General features: G+C 61.0%; 16 protein-coding genes and 2 tRNA genes. 14 read left to right on the top strand and 4 right to left on the bottom strand.

The window, feature by feature from the left end:
• Positions 1-6 precede the first annotated feature (6 nt).
• The 5 genes from P7C00_RS07065 to P7C00_RS07045 are packed head-to-tail and all read left to right on the top strand — an operon-like array spanning position 7 to position 4,201.
• A complete protein-coding gene (locus P7C00_RS07065; RefSeq protein ID WP_346635865.1) occupies positions 7-789 on the top strand; it encodes a transporter substrate-binding domain-containing protein in 783 nt (260 codons plus the stop codon).
• Positions 790-845: 56 nt separating this feature from the next.
• A complete protein-coding gene (locus P7C00_RS07060) occupies positions 846-1,574 on the top strand; it encodes an ABC transporter permease (RefSeq protein ID WP_346635866.1) in 729 nt (242 codons plus the stop codon).
• Entirely contained in the window at positions 1,571-2,281 is a 711-nt protein-coding gene (locus tag P7C00_RS07055; protein WP_346635867.1) for an ABC transporter permease, read from the top strand. Before P7C00_RS07060 ends, P7C00_RS07055 begins: the two co-directional genes overlap by 4 nt.
• Positions 2,282-2,304: 23 nt before the next feature.
• Positions 2,305-3,423 carry a succinylglutamate desuccinylase/aspartoacylase family protein gene (locus tag P7C00_RS07050; RefSeq protein WP_404938436.1) on the top strand — a complete coding sequence of 373 codons (1,119 nt, stop codon included), beginning with the start codon at positions 2,305-2,307 and terminating at the stop codon, positions 3,421-3,423.
• Positions 3,424-3,436: 13 nt separating this feature from the next.
• Complete coding sequence (locus P7C00_RS07045) at positions 3,437-4,201, top strand: ATP-binding cassette domain-containing protein (RefSeq protein WP_346635869.1); 765 nt, start codon at positions 3,437-3,439, stop codon at positions 4,199-4,201.
• A gap of 69 nt (positions 4,202-4,270) precedes the next feature.
• On the opposite strand, the gene P7C00_RS07040 is transcribed toward P7C00_RS07045, so the two are convergent.
• Both P7C00_RS07040 and dcd read right to left on the bottom strand, forming a co-directional pair.
• On the bottom strand, positions 4,271-4,483 hold the full coding sequence (locus tag P7C00_RS07040; protein WP_404938434.1) for a hypothetical protein: 213 nt from the start codon (positions 4,481-4,483) through the stop codon (positions 4,271-4,273).
• Between the two features lie 105 nt (positions 4,484-4,588).
• Positions 4,589-5,155 carry a dCTP deaminase gene (gene dcd, locus P7C00_RS07035; protein ID WP_016965530.1) on the bottom strand — a complete coding sequence of 189 codons (567 nt, stop codon included), beginning with the start codon at positions 5,153-5,155 and terminating at the stop codon, positions 4,589-4,591.
• A gap of 352 nt (positions 5,156-5,507) precedes the next feature.
• On the opposite strand from dcd, the gene P7C00_RS07030 reads away from it, so the two are divergent.
• Positions 5,508-5,717, top strand: coding sequence for a cold-shock protein (locus P7C00_RS07030; protein ID WP_002554837.1), 210 nt, complete (start codon positions 5,508-5,510; stop codon positions 5,715-5,717).
• Positions 5,718-5,835: 118 nt separating this feature from the next.
• Here P7C00_RS07030 and P7C00_RS07025 read toward each other — a convergent pair whose 3' ends face one another.
• Positions 5,836-6,843, bottom strand: coding sequence for a DUF481 domain-containing protein (locus P7C00_RS07025; RefSeq protein WP_404938432.1), 1,008 nt, complete (start codon positions 6,841-6,843; stop codon positions 5,836-5,838).
• Between the two features lie 159 nt (positions 6,844-7,002).
• Here P7C00_RS07025 and P7C00_RS07020 point away from each other — a divergent pair, with 159 nt between their 5' ends.
• The 4 genes from P7C00_RS07020 (at position 7,003) to P7C00_RS07005 (ending at position 11,777) form a co-directional block, all read left to right on the top strand.
• Positions 7,003-7,356, top strand: coding sequence for an MGMT family protein (locus tag P7C00_RS07020; protein ID WP_346635871.1), 354 nt, complete (start codon positions 7,003-7,005; stop codon positions 7,354-7,356).
• A 42-nt stretch (positions 7,357-7,398) separates the two neighbouring features.
• Positions 7,399-8,964: an AmpG family muropeptide MFS transporter gene (locus tag P7C00_RS07015; protein WP_404938430.1), complete on the top strand. Its 1,566-nt coding sequence runs from the start codon at positions 7,399-7,401 to the stop codon at positions 8,962-8,964.
• Between the two features lie 129 nt (positions 8,965-9,093).
• A complete protein-coding gene (locus tag P7C00_RS07010) occupies positions 9,094-10,809 on the top strand; it encodes a proline--tRNA ligase (RefSeq protein WP_404938428.1) in 1,716 nt (571 codons plus the stop codon).
• A 17-nt stretch (positions 10,810-10,826) separates the two neighbouring features.
• Positions 10,827-11,777: a hypothetical protein gene (locus tag P7C00_RS07005; protein WP_123727721.1), complete on the top strand. Its 951-nt coding sequence runs from the start codon at positions 10,827-10,829 to the stop codon at positions 11,775-11,777.
• Positions 11,778-11,854: 77 nt separating this feature from the next.
• Here the strand turns inward: P7C00_RS07005 and dinB are convergent, their stop codons facing one another.
• A complete protein-coding gene (gene dinB / locus P7C00_RS07000; RefSeq protein WP_346635874.1) occupies positions 11,855-12,922 on the bottom strand; it encodes a DNA polymerase IV in 1,068 nt (355 codons plus the stop codon).
• Positions 12,923-13,216: 294 nt separating this feature from the next.
• On the opposite strand from dinB, the gene P7C00_RS06995 reads away from it, so the two are divergent.
• From P7C00_RS06995 to P7C00_RS06980, 4 genes are all read left to right on the top strand, one after another.
• Positions 13,217-13,293 (top strand) — tRNA-Met (locus tag P7C00_RS06995).
• Positions 13,294-13,495: 202 nt separating this feature from the next.
• Positions 13,496-13,572 (top strand) — tRNA-Met (locus tag P7C00_RS06990).
• A 277-nt stretch (positions 13,573-13,849) separates the two neighbouring features.
• Entirely contained in the window at positions 13,850-16,498 is a 2,649-nt protein-coding gene (mprF, locus tag P7C00_RS06985; protein WP_041116286.1) for a bifunctional lysylphosphatidylglycerol flippase/synthetase MprF, read from the top strand.
• Entirely contained in the window at positions 16,498-17,796 is a 1,299-nt protein-coding gene (locus P7C00_RS06980) for a virulence factor family protein (RefSeq protein WP_404938426.1), read from the top strand. The genes mprF and P7C00_RS06980 overlap by 1 nt, the downstream gene beginning before the upstream one ends.
• Positions 17,797-17,876 lie beyond the last annotated feature (80 nt).

The following is a 17,876-nucleotide window of genomic DNA, read 5'->3' as shown; positions in this document are numbered from 1 at the left end:
TGAATAATGAAAAAAGCATTGCTGACCCTTTCTGCACTGGCTCTCTGCATGGCCGCCGGCTCCGCGCTGGCCAAGGAATACAAGGAACTGCGCTTTGGCGTCGATCCGTCCTACGCCCCCTTCGAGTCCAAGGCCGCCGACGGCAGCCTGGTGGGCTTCGATATTGATCTGGGCAACGCCATCTGCGCCGAGCTGAAGGTCAAGTGCAAATGGGTCGAAAGTGACTTCGACGGCATGATTCCCGGCCTCAAGGCCAATAAATTCGACGGTGTGATCTCTTCCATGACCGTTACCCCGGCCCGTGAAAAAGTCATCGACTTCTCCAACGAGCTGTTCTCCGGCCCCACCTCGTTCGTATTCAAGAAAGGCTCGGGTCTGAGCGAAGACACCGCCTCGCTCAAGGGCAAGACCGTGGGCTATGAGCAAGGCACCATTCAGGAAGCCTATGCCAAGGCCGTGCTGGACAAGGCCGGGGTCAAGACCCAGGCCTATCAGAACCAGGATCAGGTCTATGCCGACCTGACTTCCGGGCGCCTGGACGCCTCGATCCAGGACATGCTCCAAGCCGAATTGGGCTTCCTCAAATCGCCGCAGGGCGCGGACTACGAAGTCAGCAAGCCGGTGGAAGACCCACTGCTGCCAGCGAAGACCGCAGTCGGTATCTCGAAAGGTAACAAAGAGCTGAAAGCGCTCCTGGATAAAGGTATCAAAGCGTTACACGATGATGGCACCTACGCCACCATCCAGAAAAAACACTTCGGTGACCTGAACCTCTACAGCGGTAAATAACCTGCCGGCGCCCATCCTCGATGGGCGCCTTTTTTATCGCCACGGGTCATTGATCAATGCTCGAAGAACTTCTAAAAAACCTGGGGCTTTCCGCCTTCAGCCTGAAGGGTTTCGGCCCTCTGCTGCTGGAAGGTACCTGGATGACCATCAAGTTGTCGGTGTTGTCGCTTCTGGTCAGCGTCTTGCTCGGCCTGCTCGGCGCCAGCGCCAAACTGTCCAGCCTCGCCCTGCTGCGGGTCCCGGCCCAGCTCTACACCACCCTGATCCGCGGAGTGCCGGACCTGGTACTGATGCTGCTGATTTTCTACAGCCTGCAAACCTGGCTGACCTCCTTCACCGATTTCATGGAGTGGGAATACATCGAGATCAACCCTTTCAGCGCCGGGGTGATCACCCTGGGTTTCATCTATGGCGCCTATTTCACCGAAACCTTTCGCGGGGCGATCCTCGCCGTGCCCCGGGGCCAGGTGGAAGCGGCCACCGCCTACGGCCTCAAGCGCGGCCAGCGCTTTCGCTTCGTGGTCTTCCCGCAGATGATGCGCTTCGCCCTGCCGGGTATCGGCAACAACTGGATGGTGATGCTCAAGGCCACGGCCCTGGTGTCGATCATCGGCCTGGCCGATCTGGTCAAGGCGGCCCAGGATGCCGGCAAGAGCACCTATCAGCTGTTCTACTTCCTGGTCCTGGCAGCATTGATCTACCTGTTGATCACCAGCGCCTCCAACTTCGTACTGCGCAAGCTTGAACGGCGCTACGCCGCTGGCGCCCGGGAGGCCGTGCGATGATCGAACTCCTGCAGGAATACTGGCGTCCCTTCCTTTACAGCGACGGGTACCACATGACCGGGCTGGCCATGACCATGTGGCTGCTCAGCGCCTCAATCTGCATCGGTTTCCTGGTGTCGATCCCACTGTCCATCGCCCGGGTCTCGCCCAAGCGCTACGTCCGCTGGCCGGTGCAGTTCTACACCTACCTGTTCCGGGGTACGCCGCTCTATATCCAGTTGCTGATCTGCTACACCGGGATCTACAGCATCGCCGCGATCCGCGCACAACCGCTGCTGGACTCGTTCTTCCGTGATGCGATGAACTGCACCATCCTCGCCTTCGCCCTGAATACCTGCGCCTACACCACGGAGATTTTCGCCGGGGCGATCCGCAGCATGGCCCACGGCGAAGTGGAGGCAGCCAAGGCCTATGGTTTGAGCGGCTGGAAGCTGTATGCCTACGTGATCATGCCCTCGGCCCTGCGCCGCTCGCTGCCCTACTACAGCAACGAAGTGATCCTGATGCTGCACTCCACCACGGTAGCCTTCACCGCGACCATTCCCGACATCCTGAAAATCGCCCGGGACGCCAACTCGGCGACCTTCCTGACTTTTCAGTCGTTCGGTATCGCCGCCATCATCTACCTGTGCGTGACCTTCACCCTGGTGGGCTTGTTCCGTCTTGCCGAACGCCGCTGGCTGGCCTTCCTCGGACCGACCCACTAGGACTTGCTGCCGGGAAATCATCAATGCGCCACGAGATCCACGACCTGCTCGCTCCGCTGCCGGGCACCGCGCGTCAGGTCCACAGTTTTCATTTCGGCCCCGCCCAGGCCCAAGGCAAGGTCTACATCCAGTCCTCCCTGCATGCCGATGAAATGCCCGGCATGCTGGTGGCCTGGCACCTCAAGCAGCGCCTGACGGAACTGGAGGCCGCCGGTCGCCTGTTGCATGAAATAGTCCTGGTGCCGGTAGCCAACCCGGTGGGCCTGGAACAGGTACTGATGGACGTGCCCCTGGGCCGCTACCAGCTGGAAAGCGGGCAGAACTTCAATCGCGGCTTCGTCGACCTCAGTGAAGAGGTCGGCAACGCCATCGAAGGGCTGCTCAATCACGATCCGCAGCACAACCTCGACCTGATCCGCCGACACCTGGCCGATGCCCTGGCCCGTCACTCACCACAGACGCAATTGCAGTCGCTGCAACTGACCCTGCAACGGCTGGCCTGCGATGCCGACATGGTGCTGGACCTGCATTGCGATTTCGAAGCTGTGGCGCACCTGTACACCACCCCCGAAGCCTGGCCGCAGGTAGAGCCCTTGGCCCGCTACCTCGGTGCCGAGGCCTGCCTCCTGGCCACCGATTCCGCGGCCTGGTCGTTCGACGAGTGCTTCAGCCTGCTGTGGTGGCAACTGCAACAGCGCTTCGGCGAACACTTCGCCATTCCCGCGGGCAGTTTTGCGGTCACCGTCGAGCTGCGTGGCCAGGGTGACGTCAACCACGGCCTGGCCAGCCTCGACTGCCAGGCCATGCTGGACTACCTGACCCGCTTCGGTGCCATCGCCGGCCAGATTCCACCGCTGCCGGAGCTGCCCTTCCCAGCCACGCCGCTGGCGGCGGTCGAACCGGTGACGACAGCGGTGGGCGGTCTGCTGGTGTTCGCTGCGCTACCGGGGGAATACCTGGAGGCCGGGCAGTTGGTGGCTGAAATCATCGATCCGATCAATGACCGGGTTACCCCTATCCATTGCAACAATGCCGGGCTCCTGTATGCCCGCTCGCTGCGGCGCATGGCCACCGCCGGCATGGTGATCGCCCATGTCGCCGGCCGCGAGGCCTATCGCAGCGGCTATCTACTTTCGCCTTGAGGATGCAAGCCCCATGTACAAACTGACCGTTGAAGGCCTGCATAAATGCTATGGCGACAATGAAGTGCTCAAAGGTGTGTCTCTCAAGGCCAAGACCGGTGACGTGATCAGCCTGATCGGCGCCAGCGGTTCGGGCAAAAGCACCTTCCTGCGGTGCATCAACTTTCTCGAAACCCCGGACAACGGCGCCATGAGCCTGGATGGCCAGCCGATCCGCATGGTCAGCGATCGCCACGGCATGCACGTGGCCGATCCTGCCGAGCTGCAGCGGATTCGTACGCGCCTGGCGATGGTGTTCCAGCATTTCAACCTGTGGAGCCACATGACTGTGCTGGAAAACATCACCATGGCCCCGCGCCGAGTGCTGGGGGTCAGTACCAGGGACGCCGAGGAGCGCGCTCGGCGCTATCTGGACAAGGTCGGCCTGCCGGCCCGGGTCGCCGGTCAGTACCCGGCGTTCCTCTCCGGCGGTCAGCAGCAGCGGGTGGCCATCGCCCGGGCATTGGCCATGGAGCCGGAAGTCATGTTGTTCGACGAACCCACTTCAGCCCTGGACCCGGAGCTGGTGGGCGAGGTGCTCAAGGTGATTCAGGGCCTGGCCGAGGAAGGCCGGACCATGATCATGGTCACCCACGAGATGAGCTTCGCCCGCAAGGTGTCGAGTCAAGTGCTGTTTCTGCACAAGGGCCTGGTGGAGGAGGAAGGTGCTCCTGAGGAGGTGCTGGGCAACCCGAAAAGCGAGCGCCTGCAGCAGTTTCTCAGTGGCAATCTGAAGTAGCGCCCGCGTGGTACGCCACCGTCCGCGCAGGATTGCCGCGGACGGGGCTACTGTCGGCATCCAGTGAGATCACGCCACAGGCGCGGGCGGCGGCTCGTCCGGCAAAGTGGGCTCGCCAGGTTCGGTGGGTTCTGGGGGTTGCGGAGAGTCCGGGTCGGGCTGACCGGGAATGCCGCCTGCCATGTTGACAGGCGGATGTGCCAGCAGGCTCCAAGCCAATACCCCAACCTGATTGGGTTCCAGCCTGGCCAAGGTGGCGCTGATTCGCGGATCTATCTTCATGGGGCACTCCTGAGCTATGCCCGGTACGCCTTGCGCATACCGGAAGTACACCCAATAGAGTGTGGGTGCGCTCAGGAATTCCCGCTATTTGTCAGACGGACGTACTCAGGTACGCGGCAGAGTCACACCACGCTGGCCCTGGTATTTGCCGCCACGGTCCTTGTAGGACACTTCGCACTCTTCATCCGACTCCAGGAACAGCATCTGCGCCACGCCTTCATTGGCGTAGATCTTGGCCGGCAAGGTGGTGGTGTTGGAAAATTCCAGAGTCACGTGACCTTCCCACTCGGGTTCCAGCGGAGTCACGTTGACGATGATGCCGCAACGGGCATAGGTGCTTTTGCCCAGGCAGATGGTCAGCACGTTGCGCGGAATGCGGAAGTACTCGACGGTGCGGGCCAGGGCGAAGGAGTTTGGCGGGATGATGCAGACGTCGCTCTTGATGTCGACAAAGCTCTTTTCATCGAAGTTCTTGGGGTCGACAGTGGCCGAATTGATGTTGGTGAACACCTTGAATTCATCGGCGCAACGCACGTCGTAGCCGTAACTCGACACCCCGAAGGAGATCAGCCGATCCGGGCCTTCGCCACGCATCTGGCGCTCTACGAAGGGCTCGATCATGCCGTGCTCTTGCGCCATGCGGCGAATCCACTTGTCCGATTTGATGCTCATGGCGGGTGTCCTGAAATAACGAGGTGAAAAAAATCTGTCCGGCATCTTACCGGGGCGCGGGGTCGGGTTCAAAGTCTGGGGCGTTTTTCTCGCCTCACCCCGCATTTTTCAAGGGCTCGGCGACGAGCGACCCGCCGTCAGTCACGAAAACCGAGAAACCTTCGCACTGACCATTGGCACGTTCAGGAAAAAGGGTTAAGGTGGCGCCACTGTGTTGCTTGTGTCACTGAGAATCTCTACACGATGTTGAATTTCGATCCAACCATCTCCAAGAATTTTTCCTGCTCTTTGCACTCAGTCTCGGCCAGGGCTTTTCCTGAGTCGCAGTTAACTTTGTCCAAGGAGATACACCATGTCTAATCGCCAAACCGGTACCGTTAAGTGGTTCAACGATGAAAAAGGCTTCGGCTTCATCACTCCACAATCCGGTGACGACCTGTTCGTACACTTCAAAGCTATCCAATCCGACGGCTTCAAAAGCCTGAAAGAAGGCCAACAGGTTTCTTTCATCGCTACCCGCGGTCAGAAAGGCATGCAAGCTGAAGAAGTTCAAGTTATCTAACTTGTACTGATCCAGTAAAAAGCCCCGCCCTCAACAGCGGGGTTTTTTTGTGCTCGCAGATTTTTTTGCTACCAGCAGCCAAGGCGCATCCTGACGAATGCACCTGGCCGACACCAAGTTACCAAGTCACGCCGAAGCCCACGGTATAGCGGGTCTTGTCCAGGTCGCTGTCCTCGGTACCGCGGATCAGATCCTTTTCCGCCTTGAGGTTTAGCGATGCCCAGTCCGTAACCTTGTAGCGCAGCCCCATCTCCGCATCCAGCGCGTAGTCGGCGACCCCGGAAAGCGGCCTGCCCACTTCACCATTGGTGAAGAACTCCACCCGCTTGCCGATCAGGTAGCGGTTGTAATCCCACTTCATCGCGAGTGAATAGAAGCTGTCCTTGCCGCCATCGGCGTACTCGTAATCCGTGCGGTTGAGCAGCGAGCCCAAGGAAAATGCCCCCAGCTCATCGTCCCAGAACTGGTAACCGGGACCCGTACCCACCACCCGTTGCCGTGCCAGATCCTCGACCTTGTCGCGCTTATAGGTCAGGCGTCCTTCCCAGAACCACTTCTCAGTGATGAAGCGGTCCAGAGCGTACTCGGCACTCCAGTTGTCGGTGGTCACCACATGATTCTGGAACTCGCGGTTGTACTCGCCCTGGGCGTTGTGGCGCCAAGCGCCATGGCGCGCCGAGGTCTTGAAGTCAATGTCATAGTCATCGGTGTCCTTCTCTGCACGCTTGTAGTCCATGGCCACGTCGACATTACCCTTCCACACCATGTCCTCTACCAGCGGCTTGGGCTTCATGATCTGCTGAATGCTGGCCAGCTCCACGGTCTTGGGCGCCTCGCCGTTGGCCAGGACGACCTTGCCCTCCTCCGCCGCCTGTAACGACTTGGCCTTTTCCCCGATGTAAGCATCTTGCTTGACCAGCAACTCCTGATCGCTTTCCAGGGTCTTGACCTGCTTCCAGTCGATGGAAATAGCACCACCGTAATCGGTCTGGATCAACAGCTTACCGCCGTCGAAAACCTTGATCTTGCCGCTCAACCGATCACCATTCTTCAACCAGACGGTATCGGCCAGGGTAGGCATGGAGGCGCTGAGCACCGCGAAACACAGCAACGTTCTAGGCAACATAAGCAATACAGGACTCGATCTTGCGAAAAAAAACGGCATTATTCCTGCTGAACAAGCCTTAGTCAGGAGTGACCCGAGTATCGAGAGTGAGTTCAATACTCATCCGGATTTCACCCTCACAACCGACCAGCGCCCCTTCCTCTATCTGGAACCGCGAAAGTGACCGAACACGGCGAAGACTCGCAAAACCCCGCGCAAATCCGACGCACGGCGCTGTACCTGACCCTGGCCCAAGTCCCCGAAGGCAAGGTCGTCAGCTATGGCCAACTGGCGGAAATGGCCGGTCTGGGCCGGGCCGCACGCTGGGTTGGACGCACCCTCAGTCAGTTACCCGCCGATACCAGCCTGCCCTGGCACCGGGTACTCGGCGCCGGGGGCCGCATCAGCCTGCCCGTCGGCAGCCCATCAGGCGACGAGCAACGCGCCAGACTGCGCGACGAAGGTGTCTCTATCCTGAACAATCGCGTGGATATTCAGTGCCATGGCTGGCGCCCGGTAGAGCACAGCGGTTAGAGTGCGCGCTTTGTTTCCGTAATCTGAGGCAGACTTCAGCCCATGCCCCGTAAAACCTGGCGAGCCGCACTTGCCGCCTATGCCAGCCCCTCGACGCTCGTGCTGTTGCTGCTTGGTTTCGCTGCCGGCATGCCTTACATGCTGGTGTTCTCGACTCTTTCGGTGTGGTTGCGCGAGGCCGGTGTGGCCCGTGAAACCATCGGTTACGCCAGCCTGATCGGTTTGGCCTATGCCTTTAAATGGGTGTGGTCGCCGCTGCTCGACCAATGGCGCCTGCCTCTATTGGGCAAGCTCGGCCGACGTCGCTCCTGGCTGGTACTGGCCCAGGTCCTGGTGATTCTCGGCCTGATCGGCATGGGCTTTTGCGACCCGCAAAAACACCTGTCCTGGCTGATTGCCATTGCGGTGGTCGTTGCCTTTGCTTCGGCGACCCAGGACATCGCCATCGACGCCTACCGCCTGGAAATCGCCGACGACAGTCGACAGGCCGCCCTGGCCGCCAGCTATATGTCCGGTTACCGGGTCGCGGTACTGCTGGCCACCGCCGGCGCCCTGTTTTTCGCCGAAGGCTTTGGCTCAACCGGCTTCAGCTACAAGCACTCAGCCTGGACCGGTACCTATGTGCTGTTCGGCGTACTGATGATTCCAGCACTGATCACTACCCTGCTGATGCGTGAACCTGCGGTGCCATTGCGCACCCAACTGTCGGCAGGGCGCTACAGCTTCGCCCACCAGTTGATCTCGGTATTCGTCCTGATCGTGCTCCTGGTTTCGGTGCCAGCCACCTTTACCCAGCTCTACAACACCGACTTCGCCAGTGTGATCTTCGACGGCGTGAGCCTGCTGGACCTGCTGCTGGAAGACCGGGCCTTCCTGCGGGCGATCCTCTACATCACGCTCAGCACCCTGTGCCTGTCAGCCATGGGCCGTCGGGGCCTGGCGCCGGTGCTGACCCCGGTAAACGACTTCATCCTGCGCTACCGCTGGCAAGCCTTTCTGTTGCTCGGTCTGATCGCCACCTATCGCATGTCGGATACCGTCATGGGCGTGATGGCCAATGTGTTCTATATCGACCAGGGTTTCACCAAGGACCAGATTGCCGGAGTCAGCAAGATCTTCGGCCTGATCATGACCCTGCTCGGTGCCGGCATGGGCGGCCTGCTGATCGTGCGCTTCGGCATCCTGCCGATCCTGTTCATCGGTGGTGCCGCGTCCGCCGGCACCAACCTGCTGTTCCTCATGCTCGCCGACATGGGCCCGAACCTGAAAATGCTGATTGTCACCATTTCCCTGGACAACTTCAGTTCAGGAATGGCCACTTCAGCCTTCGTCGCGTACCTGTCGAGCCTGACCAACCTCAAGTTCTCCGCCACTCAATACGCCCTGCTCAGCTCCATCATGCTGCTGCTTCCACGCCTGATCGGCGGCTATTCCGGGGTCATGGTGGAAAAATTCGGCTATCACGACTTCTTCCTCATCACTTCGATACTCGGGGTGCCGACGCTGATTCTGATCGCCATTCACTGGTTCCAGGAGAGCCGTCGCGCAGGACCGAAAGACCAGTCGGAGCAGCCCGCCAAGGGCGCTGTCGCGGGCGAAGAATCCTAGAAAATCCCGGGAGTTGCAGGCTTTTCTCCGCGGCTCCCGCCCCCTCAAAGCGCAATCCTGTACGCCAGCGGAACTCGCCCGTACAATGCTCCGTCACTTCCAGTCTTCAGCAACCGACAACGGCCTACCATGCGCACCAGTCAATATTTGCTCGCCACACAGAAAGAAACGCCTTCCGACGCGGTCGTGATCAGCCATCAGCTGATGCTGCGCGCCGGCATGATCCGTAAACTGGCTTCCGGCCTGTACACCTGGCTGCCGATGGGCTTGCGGGTAATGCGCAAGGTTGAAGCCATCGTTCGCGAAGAAATGAACGCCGCGGGCGCGCTTGAAGTATTGATGCCGAGCACTCAACCGGCTGAACTGTGGCAGGAATCCGGTCGCTGGGAAGAATACGGCCCTGAGCTGCTGCGCTTCAAAGACCGTCACGGTCGCGATTTCTGTGCCGGCCCGACCCACGAAGAAGTGATCACCGACCTGGCCCGCAACGAGCTGAGCAGCTACAAGCAACTGCCGCTCAACCTGTACCAGATCCAGACCAAATTCCGTGATGAGATCCGCCCACGCTTCGGTCTGATGCGCGGTCGCGAGTTCATCATGAAGGACGCCTACTCCTTCCACGCCGACCAGGCATCGCTGCAGGTCACCTACGACCGCATGCACCAGGCCTACTGCAACGTGTTCAGCCGCCTGGGCCTGAACTTCCGCCCGGTGGAAGCCGATAACGGCTCGATTGGCGGTGCCGGCTCCCACGAGTTCCATGTGCTGGCCGAGTCCGGCGAAGACGATATCGTCTTCAGCAACGGTTCCGACTACGCGGCGAACATCGAGAAAGCCGAAGCCGTGCCACGGGAAACCTCCCGTCCGGCGCCGACTGAAGATCTGCGCCTGGTGGACACCCCAGAAACCAAGACCATCGCGGCCCTGGTGGAAAAATTCAATCTGCCAATTGAAAAGACCATCAAGACCCTGATCGTGCGCGCCGAGGAAGAAGGCAAGCTGATCGCCCTGGTGATCCGTGGCGACCACGAGCTCAATGAAATCAAAGCCGCCCAGCAACCTGGCGTAGCCAGCCCGCTGGTCATGGCCACGGACGCCGAACTGCGCGACGCCATTGGTGCCGGCGCTGGTTCCCTGGGTCCGCTGAACCTGCCATTGCCGATCATCATCGACCGTTCGGTGGAGCTGATGAGCGACTTCGGTATCGGTGCCAACATCGACGACAAGCACTACTTCGGCGTCAACTGGGAACGTGACCTGCCCGTACCAACTGTTGCCGACCTGCGCAACGTGGTGGCCGGCGACCCGAGCCCGGACGGCAAAGGCACCCTGGAAATCAAGCGCGGCATCGAAGTCGGGCACATCTTCCAGCTGGGCAACAAGTACAGCAAGGCGATGAAGTGCGAAGTGCTGGGCGAGAACGGCAAGCCGGTCACCCTGGAAATGGGCTGCTATGGCATTGGCGTGTCCCGCGTGGTGGCCGCTGCCATCGAGCAGAACAACGATGAAAACGGCATCATCTGGAGCGACACCCTGGCGCCGTTCCAGATCGCCCTGGTGCCACTGCGCTACGAAACCGAGCAGGTTCGCGAAGCCACCGACAAACTCTACGCAGAACTGACTGCCGCCGGTTTCGAAGTGCTGCTGGACGATCGCGACAAAAAGACCAGCCCGGGCATCAAGTTCGCGGACATGGAGCTGATCGGCATTCCTCACCGGATCGTGGTCAGCGACCGCGGCCTCGCCGAAGGCAACCTGGAATACAAGAGCCGTACCGAAGCCCAGGCGCAAGCGCTGCCAGTGGCCGATGTCCTGTCCTTCCTCCAAGCCCGTATCCGTCGCTGAAACCAGATAGAGAAGTCATGTTCAAGCGAAACACCTTAAGCCTCGGTGGCGCCGCCTTGTGCGGCGCCCTGCTGGTCAGCGGCTGTGCCAACCAGATGTCACAACGCAGCGAGCACGAGGAGCGGGTCGAGCGCAAATTGCTCGACCATAGCCTGCAGATCGATGTCGGTGAGCCTAAGGTGCTTGAGCTGCCGCAACGCCGGGTACGCATCCACGAGCAGAAGACCTTCGAAGTGACTGAGTTCGAGGTCACTCGCCGCTACGATCGCTATACGCCCTACCAACCCTGGCGGGAAATCTACGAGATCCCGCTGGGCGCGGTGGCCCTGGTGGCCGGCGTCGGCGCCAATGTGGTCAACGTGTTTGCTCTGGGCAACCTGCCAGACAGCGTCACCAAGGACTGGGTCAGCTATGGCGTGTCCGGGCTCAACCCGTTCATGAACATGCCGTCCCACGGTCGCGCCCAGCAGAACCTGGCGGCCATCGATGAAGTCCAGCGTGACAAGCGCCTGGAGTATTCGAGCCTGCCCTGGAGCGAGCGTCCAGTGCAGGTCAAAGCCGGCAAGCAAACCTACGATTTGAGTACCGATCGCAATGGTGTGCTGCGGTTGAACCTGCTGGACAACCCGTTCTCCGAACAGGACCTGAACCACATCGGCAAGTTGCAGATCAGCGTCGAGGATGCTCAGGACGAAGTGCATTCCGACTCATCCCTGAGTCTCAGCAGCAGCCTTCGCGGCAAGCTACTGGAAGCCCACGCACTGATTTACGACGACCTGGAAGATGACGAAGTGAGCCAGTGGGTACACCGGGTCAAGCGCCTGTCGGAGCTGGGGCTGGAAGAAGAAGCCAGCGAGCTGGAGCAGAGCCTGATCGAGCTGACCCGCAACGATCCGGAACTGCAGAGCGAGTTTCTCAAGTCCCTGACCAAGAACGCCGGCCGTCTGGTCGCCGATCCCGGTCACTGATTCACTAGGAGCCGGCTTGCCGGCGAATACCACGCCGCGGATCAATCGCGACGCCCAATTCGCCAGCCAGCCAGCGCCTACAACACGCCCCGAAACAGCTCCAGCTGTTCGTGACCACCACGTAGATCCTGCAGTCGCACTCCAATCCCCAACAGCCGCACTGGCTTGCCGCCACGCTTGAAGGCCTGGGTCAGCAGCTGCCGATAACTCTCCAGATCCCGTCCGGCCCCCGCCTGCTCAAGAGTGGTCTGGGTAAAGTCGTGGAACTTCACTTTGACGAAGGGTTTGCCCGGCCGATAACTGCTGTCGATACGTGCAATGCGCCCTGCCAGAGTCTCCATCAGCTCCGGTAGTTTCTGCAGGCAGCTATCCAGATCGGGCAGGTCCACGTCGTAAGTGTTTTCCACGCTGATGGACTGCCGCCGGCTGTCATTCTGCACCGGCCGATCATCGATCCCTCGTGCCAGGCTCCACAGCCGCTCGCCGAAACTGCCAAACTCGCGCACCAGGGCCAGCTTGTTCCAATCACGCAACTGCAGGCAGTCGACGATACCCAGGCGCCCCAGTTTGTCCGCCGTGACCTTGCCCACCCCATGCAATTTGCTCACCGGCAGTTCGGAGACAAAATCCTCCACCTGATCCGGGGTAATCACGAACAATCCGTTGGGCTTTTTCCAGTCACTGGCGATCTTGGCCAGGAACTTGTTGGGCGCGACGCCGGCCGACACCGTGATATGCAGCTGATTGGAGACCCGCCGACGAATGTCCTGGGCAATGCGCGTGGCGCTACCGGCGAAGTTCGGGCTATCGGAGACATCCAGATAGGCCTCATCCAGGGACAAGGGTTCGATCAGGTCGGTGTAGTCACGAAAGATCGTATGAATCTCTTTCGATGCCTCGCGATAGGCATCCATGCGCGGCTTGACGATCTCCAGGTCCGGGCACAGCGTCAGCGCATGCCGCGACGACATGGCCGAGCGCACGCCATAGGCCCGCGCCTCGTAGTTGCAGGTGGCGATCACCCCGCGTCGATCTGCGGAACCACCCACTGCCAGCGGCTTGCCGGCCAGTTGCGGGTCGTCGCGCATTTCGATGGCGGCGTAGAAGCAATCACAGTCAATGTGGATGATTTTGCGCTGCATCATATAAAGGCAGAGATCATTAAAGGCCGACGTTGAAATCAAAGCGGGCAGCCAGTATCTACCGACACCTGTATATAGCACCAGTACCTTGCATCTCAGATCAACGAGCACAGCGGCGGAGTGAATTTATTTTCTCAATGACCACAAACTCATCAATAGAGCTACAAGCCACGTTTTACCTAGGTCGAAGCCTCCTAAAACACCTCAGGCCAGACGCTAAGCGATTGAACCGGAAGCCTTTTTTAAAATTTATTGATTGACAGCATCTCGCGACGCTGTAGAATTCGCCCACACAGACGCGGGATGGAGCAGTCTGGTAGCTCGTCGGGCTCATAACCCGAAGGTCGTCGGTTCAAATCCGGCTCCCGCAACCAAACATCAAAAAAGGCTACTCGAAAGAGTGGCCTTTTTTGTGCGTGGCTGTTTTGTACTGCGCCCTCTCAAACATGGCACAAGCAAAACTCTTTAGCTGTCGATGACTTAAGAGACAGAACTGGCCATTCGACGTTTATTTGACCTATTGGACCATTAACGGTTGACACTCAGTCGTTCGCCTGTAGAATGCCGCCACACAGACGCGGGATGGAGCAGTCTGGTAGCTCGTCGGGCTCATAACCCGAAGGTCGTCGGTTCAAATCCGGCTCCCGCAACCAAACATCAAAAAAGGCTGCTCGAAAGAGTGGCCTTTTTTGTATCTGTTGAAAAAGTCCTTTCGCAACAATGACCTGGCAAAGTGTTGCGAGCCGTTAGCGATGCTTCGACCCTTCAAGATGCGAGCTATGCTCTGTCTCGAGCGACCACCCGGTGGCCATTGCCCAGGGTCGCCGGGCCACGGTGAGACGCGTTAATATTTGAAACTATTTTTTCTACAGGGATTGGTAACTTGGCTGGATACCCCCATCCTGTCGCGCACAATCCACGAGGTGATTGATGCGCGCCAACACGTCTGATTCACAAGACAGCGATACCACTACCGCCACTCAACCTGTGACAGCCACTCGCTTGCGCTGGCTGGACCTGTTGAGCAAGTACCGCCAACCCCTGGGCCTGGCCATAACCCTGCTGCTGTTCGCCATTGCCCTGATCGCTTGCCGTCACCTGCTCAGCGAGCTGGACTTCTACGCCCTGCACGACTCGATCCTCGAGGTGCCCAAGCCGGCCCTGCTCGGCGCCTTGGGCGCGACCATCGTCGGCTTCATCATTCTGCTGGGGTACGAGTGGTCCGCCAGCCGTTACGCCGGGGTCAACCTGCCCGGCCGCACCCTGGCCCTGGGCGGCTTCACCGCTTTCGCCATCGGCAACGCCATCGGTCTGTCGCTGCTATCCGGCGGTTCGGTACGTTATCGCCTGTATGCACGTCACGGGCTGGGGGCCTCCGACGTTGCACACATGACCCTGTTTGCCAGCCTCTCTCTGGGTTGTGCCTTGCCACCGCTGGCGGCCCTGGCCACCCTGAGCAACTTGCCGGCAGCCTCGGCGGCCCTGCGCCTGCCTGAAAGCCTGCTGGCCGGCATTGCCATTGCCGTCCTGCTGCTGGGCGCGGTACTGGCGGTCGGTATCTATCGCCGACGCCTGCCGGAGCAGCCCCTGCGCGACAACCTGCTGGTCCGGGTCGGGCGCCGCACCCTGCGCCTGCCTGGACGCCGCCTGACCTTCCTGCAACTGATCATCACCGCACTGGACGTCGCCGCAGCCGCCACCGTGCTCTACCTGCTGCTGCCGGAGGCACCGCCGTTCGGCGCCTTCCTGCTGGTGTACCTGCTGGCCCTGGCCGCTGGTGTGCTCAGCCATGTGCCCGGCGGCGTCGGGGTGTTCGAAGCCATCCTGCTGGCGGCGTTCGCCGACAAGCTCGGTGCCGCGCCCCTGGCGGCAGCATTGCTGCTGTATCGCCTGATCTACGTGGTGCTGCCGATGCTGGTGGCCTGCGTCCTGCTGCTGATCAACGAAGCCCAGCGCCTGTTCCAGACCCGGCAATCCCTGCGGGTAGCTTCCGGCTTGGCGGCGCCGATCCTGGCGGTGCTGGTGTTCCTCTCCGGCGTGGTGCTGCTGTTCTCCGGCGCCACCCCGGAAATCGATACCCGCCTGCAGCACATCGGTTTCCTGATTCCCCACCGCCTGGTGGACGCTTCGCACTTCGGCGCCAGCCTGATCGGCGTGCTCTGCCTGCTGCTGGCCCAAGGCCTGCGCCGGCGCCTGTCTGCCGCATGGATGCTCACCACCATTCTGTTGCTGGTGGGCGCCCTGCTCTCGCTGCTTAAAGGCTTTGACTGGGAAGAAGCCTGCCTGATGACCCTCACCGCCAGCCTGCTGGCCGTGTTCCGGCGCTCGTTCTATCGCCCCAGCCGCCTCACCGAACTGCCCTTCTCGCCGCTGTACCTGGTGGCCAGCGTCTGCGTGCTCGGTGCCTCCATCTGGCTGCTGCTGTTCGCCTATCAGGACGTGCCCTACAGCCACCAACTGTGGTGGCAGTTCACCCTCGACGCCGACGCCCCCCGGGGCCTGCGCTCGCTGTTGGGAGCCGCGGTGCTGTTGCTGGTGGTGTCCCTGACCTGGCTGCTGCGCACCGCACGCCCGGTCATCCACCTGCCCACCAGCGACGAGCTGGACAAGGCCGCGAAGATCCTCATGGCCTCCTCTCAACCCGATGGTGGCCTGGCCCTGACCGGGGACAAGGCGCTGCTGTTCCACCCCAACGACGACGCCTTCCTGATGTACGCTCGCCGCGGCCGCAGCCTGGTGGCGCTGTACGACCCCATCGGCCCGACCCAGCAGCGCGCGGAAATGATCTGGCAGTTCCGCGACCTGTGCGACCTGCACCACGCGCGCCCGGTGTTCTACCAGGTACGGGCGGAGAACCTGCCCTACTACATGGACATCGGCCTGACCGCGATCAAGCTCGGTGAAGAGGCCCGGGTTGACCTCAAGCGCTTTGATCTCGAAGCCAAGGGCAAAGAGATGAAGGACCTGCGCTACACCTGGAACCGTGGCACCCGCGACGGCCTGTCGCTGGAGATCCACGAACCCGGCCAAGCGCCGATGGACGAGCTGAAGGTGATCTCCGACGCCTGGCTGACCGGCAAGAATGTCCGCGAGAAAGGCTTTTCCCTGGGCCGTTTCAGCGACGACTACCTGAAGCACTTCCGCATCGCCATCATTCGTTTTGAAGGACGCCCGGTGGCCTTCGCCAACCTGCTCGAGACCTACGGCCATGACCTGGCCAGCCTCGACTTGATGCGCGCGCACCCGGACGCGCCGAAGCTGACCATGGAGTTCATGATGGTCGGCCTGATCCAGCATTATAAAAATCATGGATACGCCCGCTTCAGCCTGGGCATGGTGCCGCTGTCCGGCCTGCAACCGCGCCGTGGCGCGCCGCTGACCCAACGCCTCGGCTCGATGGTCTTCCGTCGCGGCGAGCAACTGTATAACTTCCAAGGCTTGCGCCGCTTCAAAGACAAGTTCCAGCCCGACTGGGAACCCCGTTACATGGCCGTGCCGGCCGGGCTCGACCCGCTGGTGGCACTGGCCGACACCGCCGCCCTGATCGCAGGCGGCCTGACTGGATTGGTGAAACGCTGATGATTCAACGCTCTTGGCGGTATCTGCTGGCCACACTGGTGGTGCTGGCTTTGATTGCGGGTGGCGGCTACTGGTGGTGGAACCGTCCCGCCCCTGAACCCACTCTGGAACAACTGACCCAGGCCGACGGTTCGACCCTGACCCGAGTGACCCCAGGCACTAAGGCCAAGGCCCGGGTGGTGGTGGCGGTGCTGCCTGATTCGACCCTGACCGACAAACAACTGCTGGCCCTGAGCCGCAGCGGTGCGGCGCAAATCGTCCAGGTGATCCTGCCCAAGGACGATTGCAAACTGCAGGAACAAGCCCTGCAAAGTGCCCTGCCCCAGCTCAACGGCCCAGCCACCCTGGTCAGCGGCATTGGCCCGGGCGCCGCCCTGGCCTGGCGCTGGATCGCCTCCCAGAACGACGACAAGGCCCAGGCAGTGTCAGTTGGCTTCACCATCAACCCGGCCCCGGGCTGCACCGATCCGTTGCCCAAGACCCTGGCCCACGGCCATTGGCTGGTGGCCTGGAACGACAACCCCGACGATGAAAGCGCCGGTTTCGTCCGCGACACCCCCAACGCCACCACCAGCATCAGCGACTACGACATTCACCTGCCGCAAGTGCTGAACAATGAGCTGCGCAAGCTGCTGGTGGGTTCGGAAAACGGCGGCCTGAACATTCCCGTGGTGGAAGTACCGGCCGGCCAGACCAAGGACACCGTGACCCTGTTCCTCTCCGGCGACGGCGGCTGGCGCGACCTGGACCGTGACGTGGCGGGTGAAATGGCCAAGATCGGCTACCCGGTGGTGGGCATCGACACCCTGCGCTACTACTGGCAGCACAAGACGCCTGAGCAAAGCGCCGTCGACCTCACCGAGCTGATGCAACACTACCGGCAGAAGTGGGGCACCAAGCGCTTCGTGCTGACCGGCTACTCCTTCGGCGCCGACGTGCTGCCAGCGATCTACAACCGCCTGCCGGAAGCCGAACAGCAGCGCATCGACGCCATTATCCTGCTGGCCTTCGCCCGTACCGGCAGCTTCGAGATCGAAGTCGAAGGCTGGCTGGGCAATGCCGGCAAGGAAGCCGCCACCGGCCCGGAAATGGCCAAGCTCCCCGCCGCCAAGGTGGTGTGCATCTACGGTGAGGAAGAAGTCGACGAAAGCGGTTGCACCGACAAGACTGCGGTCGGTGAAGCCATGAAGCTGCCGGGCGGCCATCACTTCGATGAGAACTACCCGGCGCTGGCCAAGCGCCTGGTGGACGCCATCGAAAAGCGCCAGACCAAGGATCAGGCCACCGCTCAAGAGTGAGCTGAGCCTAGCCCGACAAAGCCCCCGCAGCCTCAGGTTGCAGGGGCTTTTTTACATCCGCTGTCTAGTTGCCTCGTTGA

The organism is Pseudomonas sp. JDS08PS003, assembly GCF_045013505.1.
GTDB lineage: Bacteria > Pseudomonadota > Gammaproteobacteria > Pseudomonadales > Pseudomonadaceae > Aquipseudomonas > Aquipseudomonas protegens_B.
This window is presented reverse-complemented; position numbering and strand designations above follow the sequence as displayed.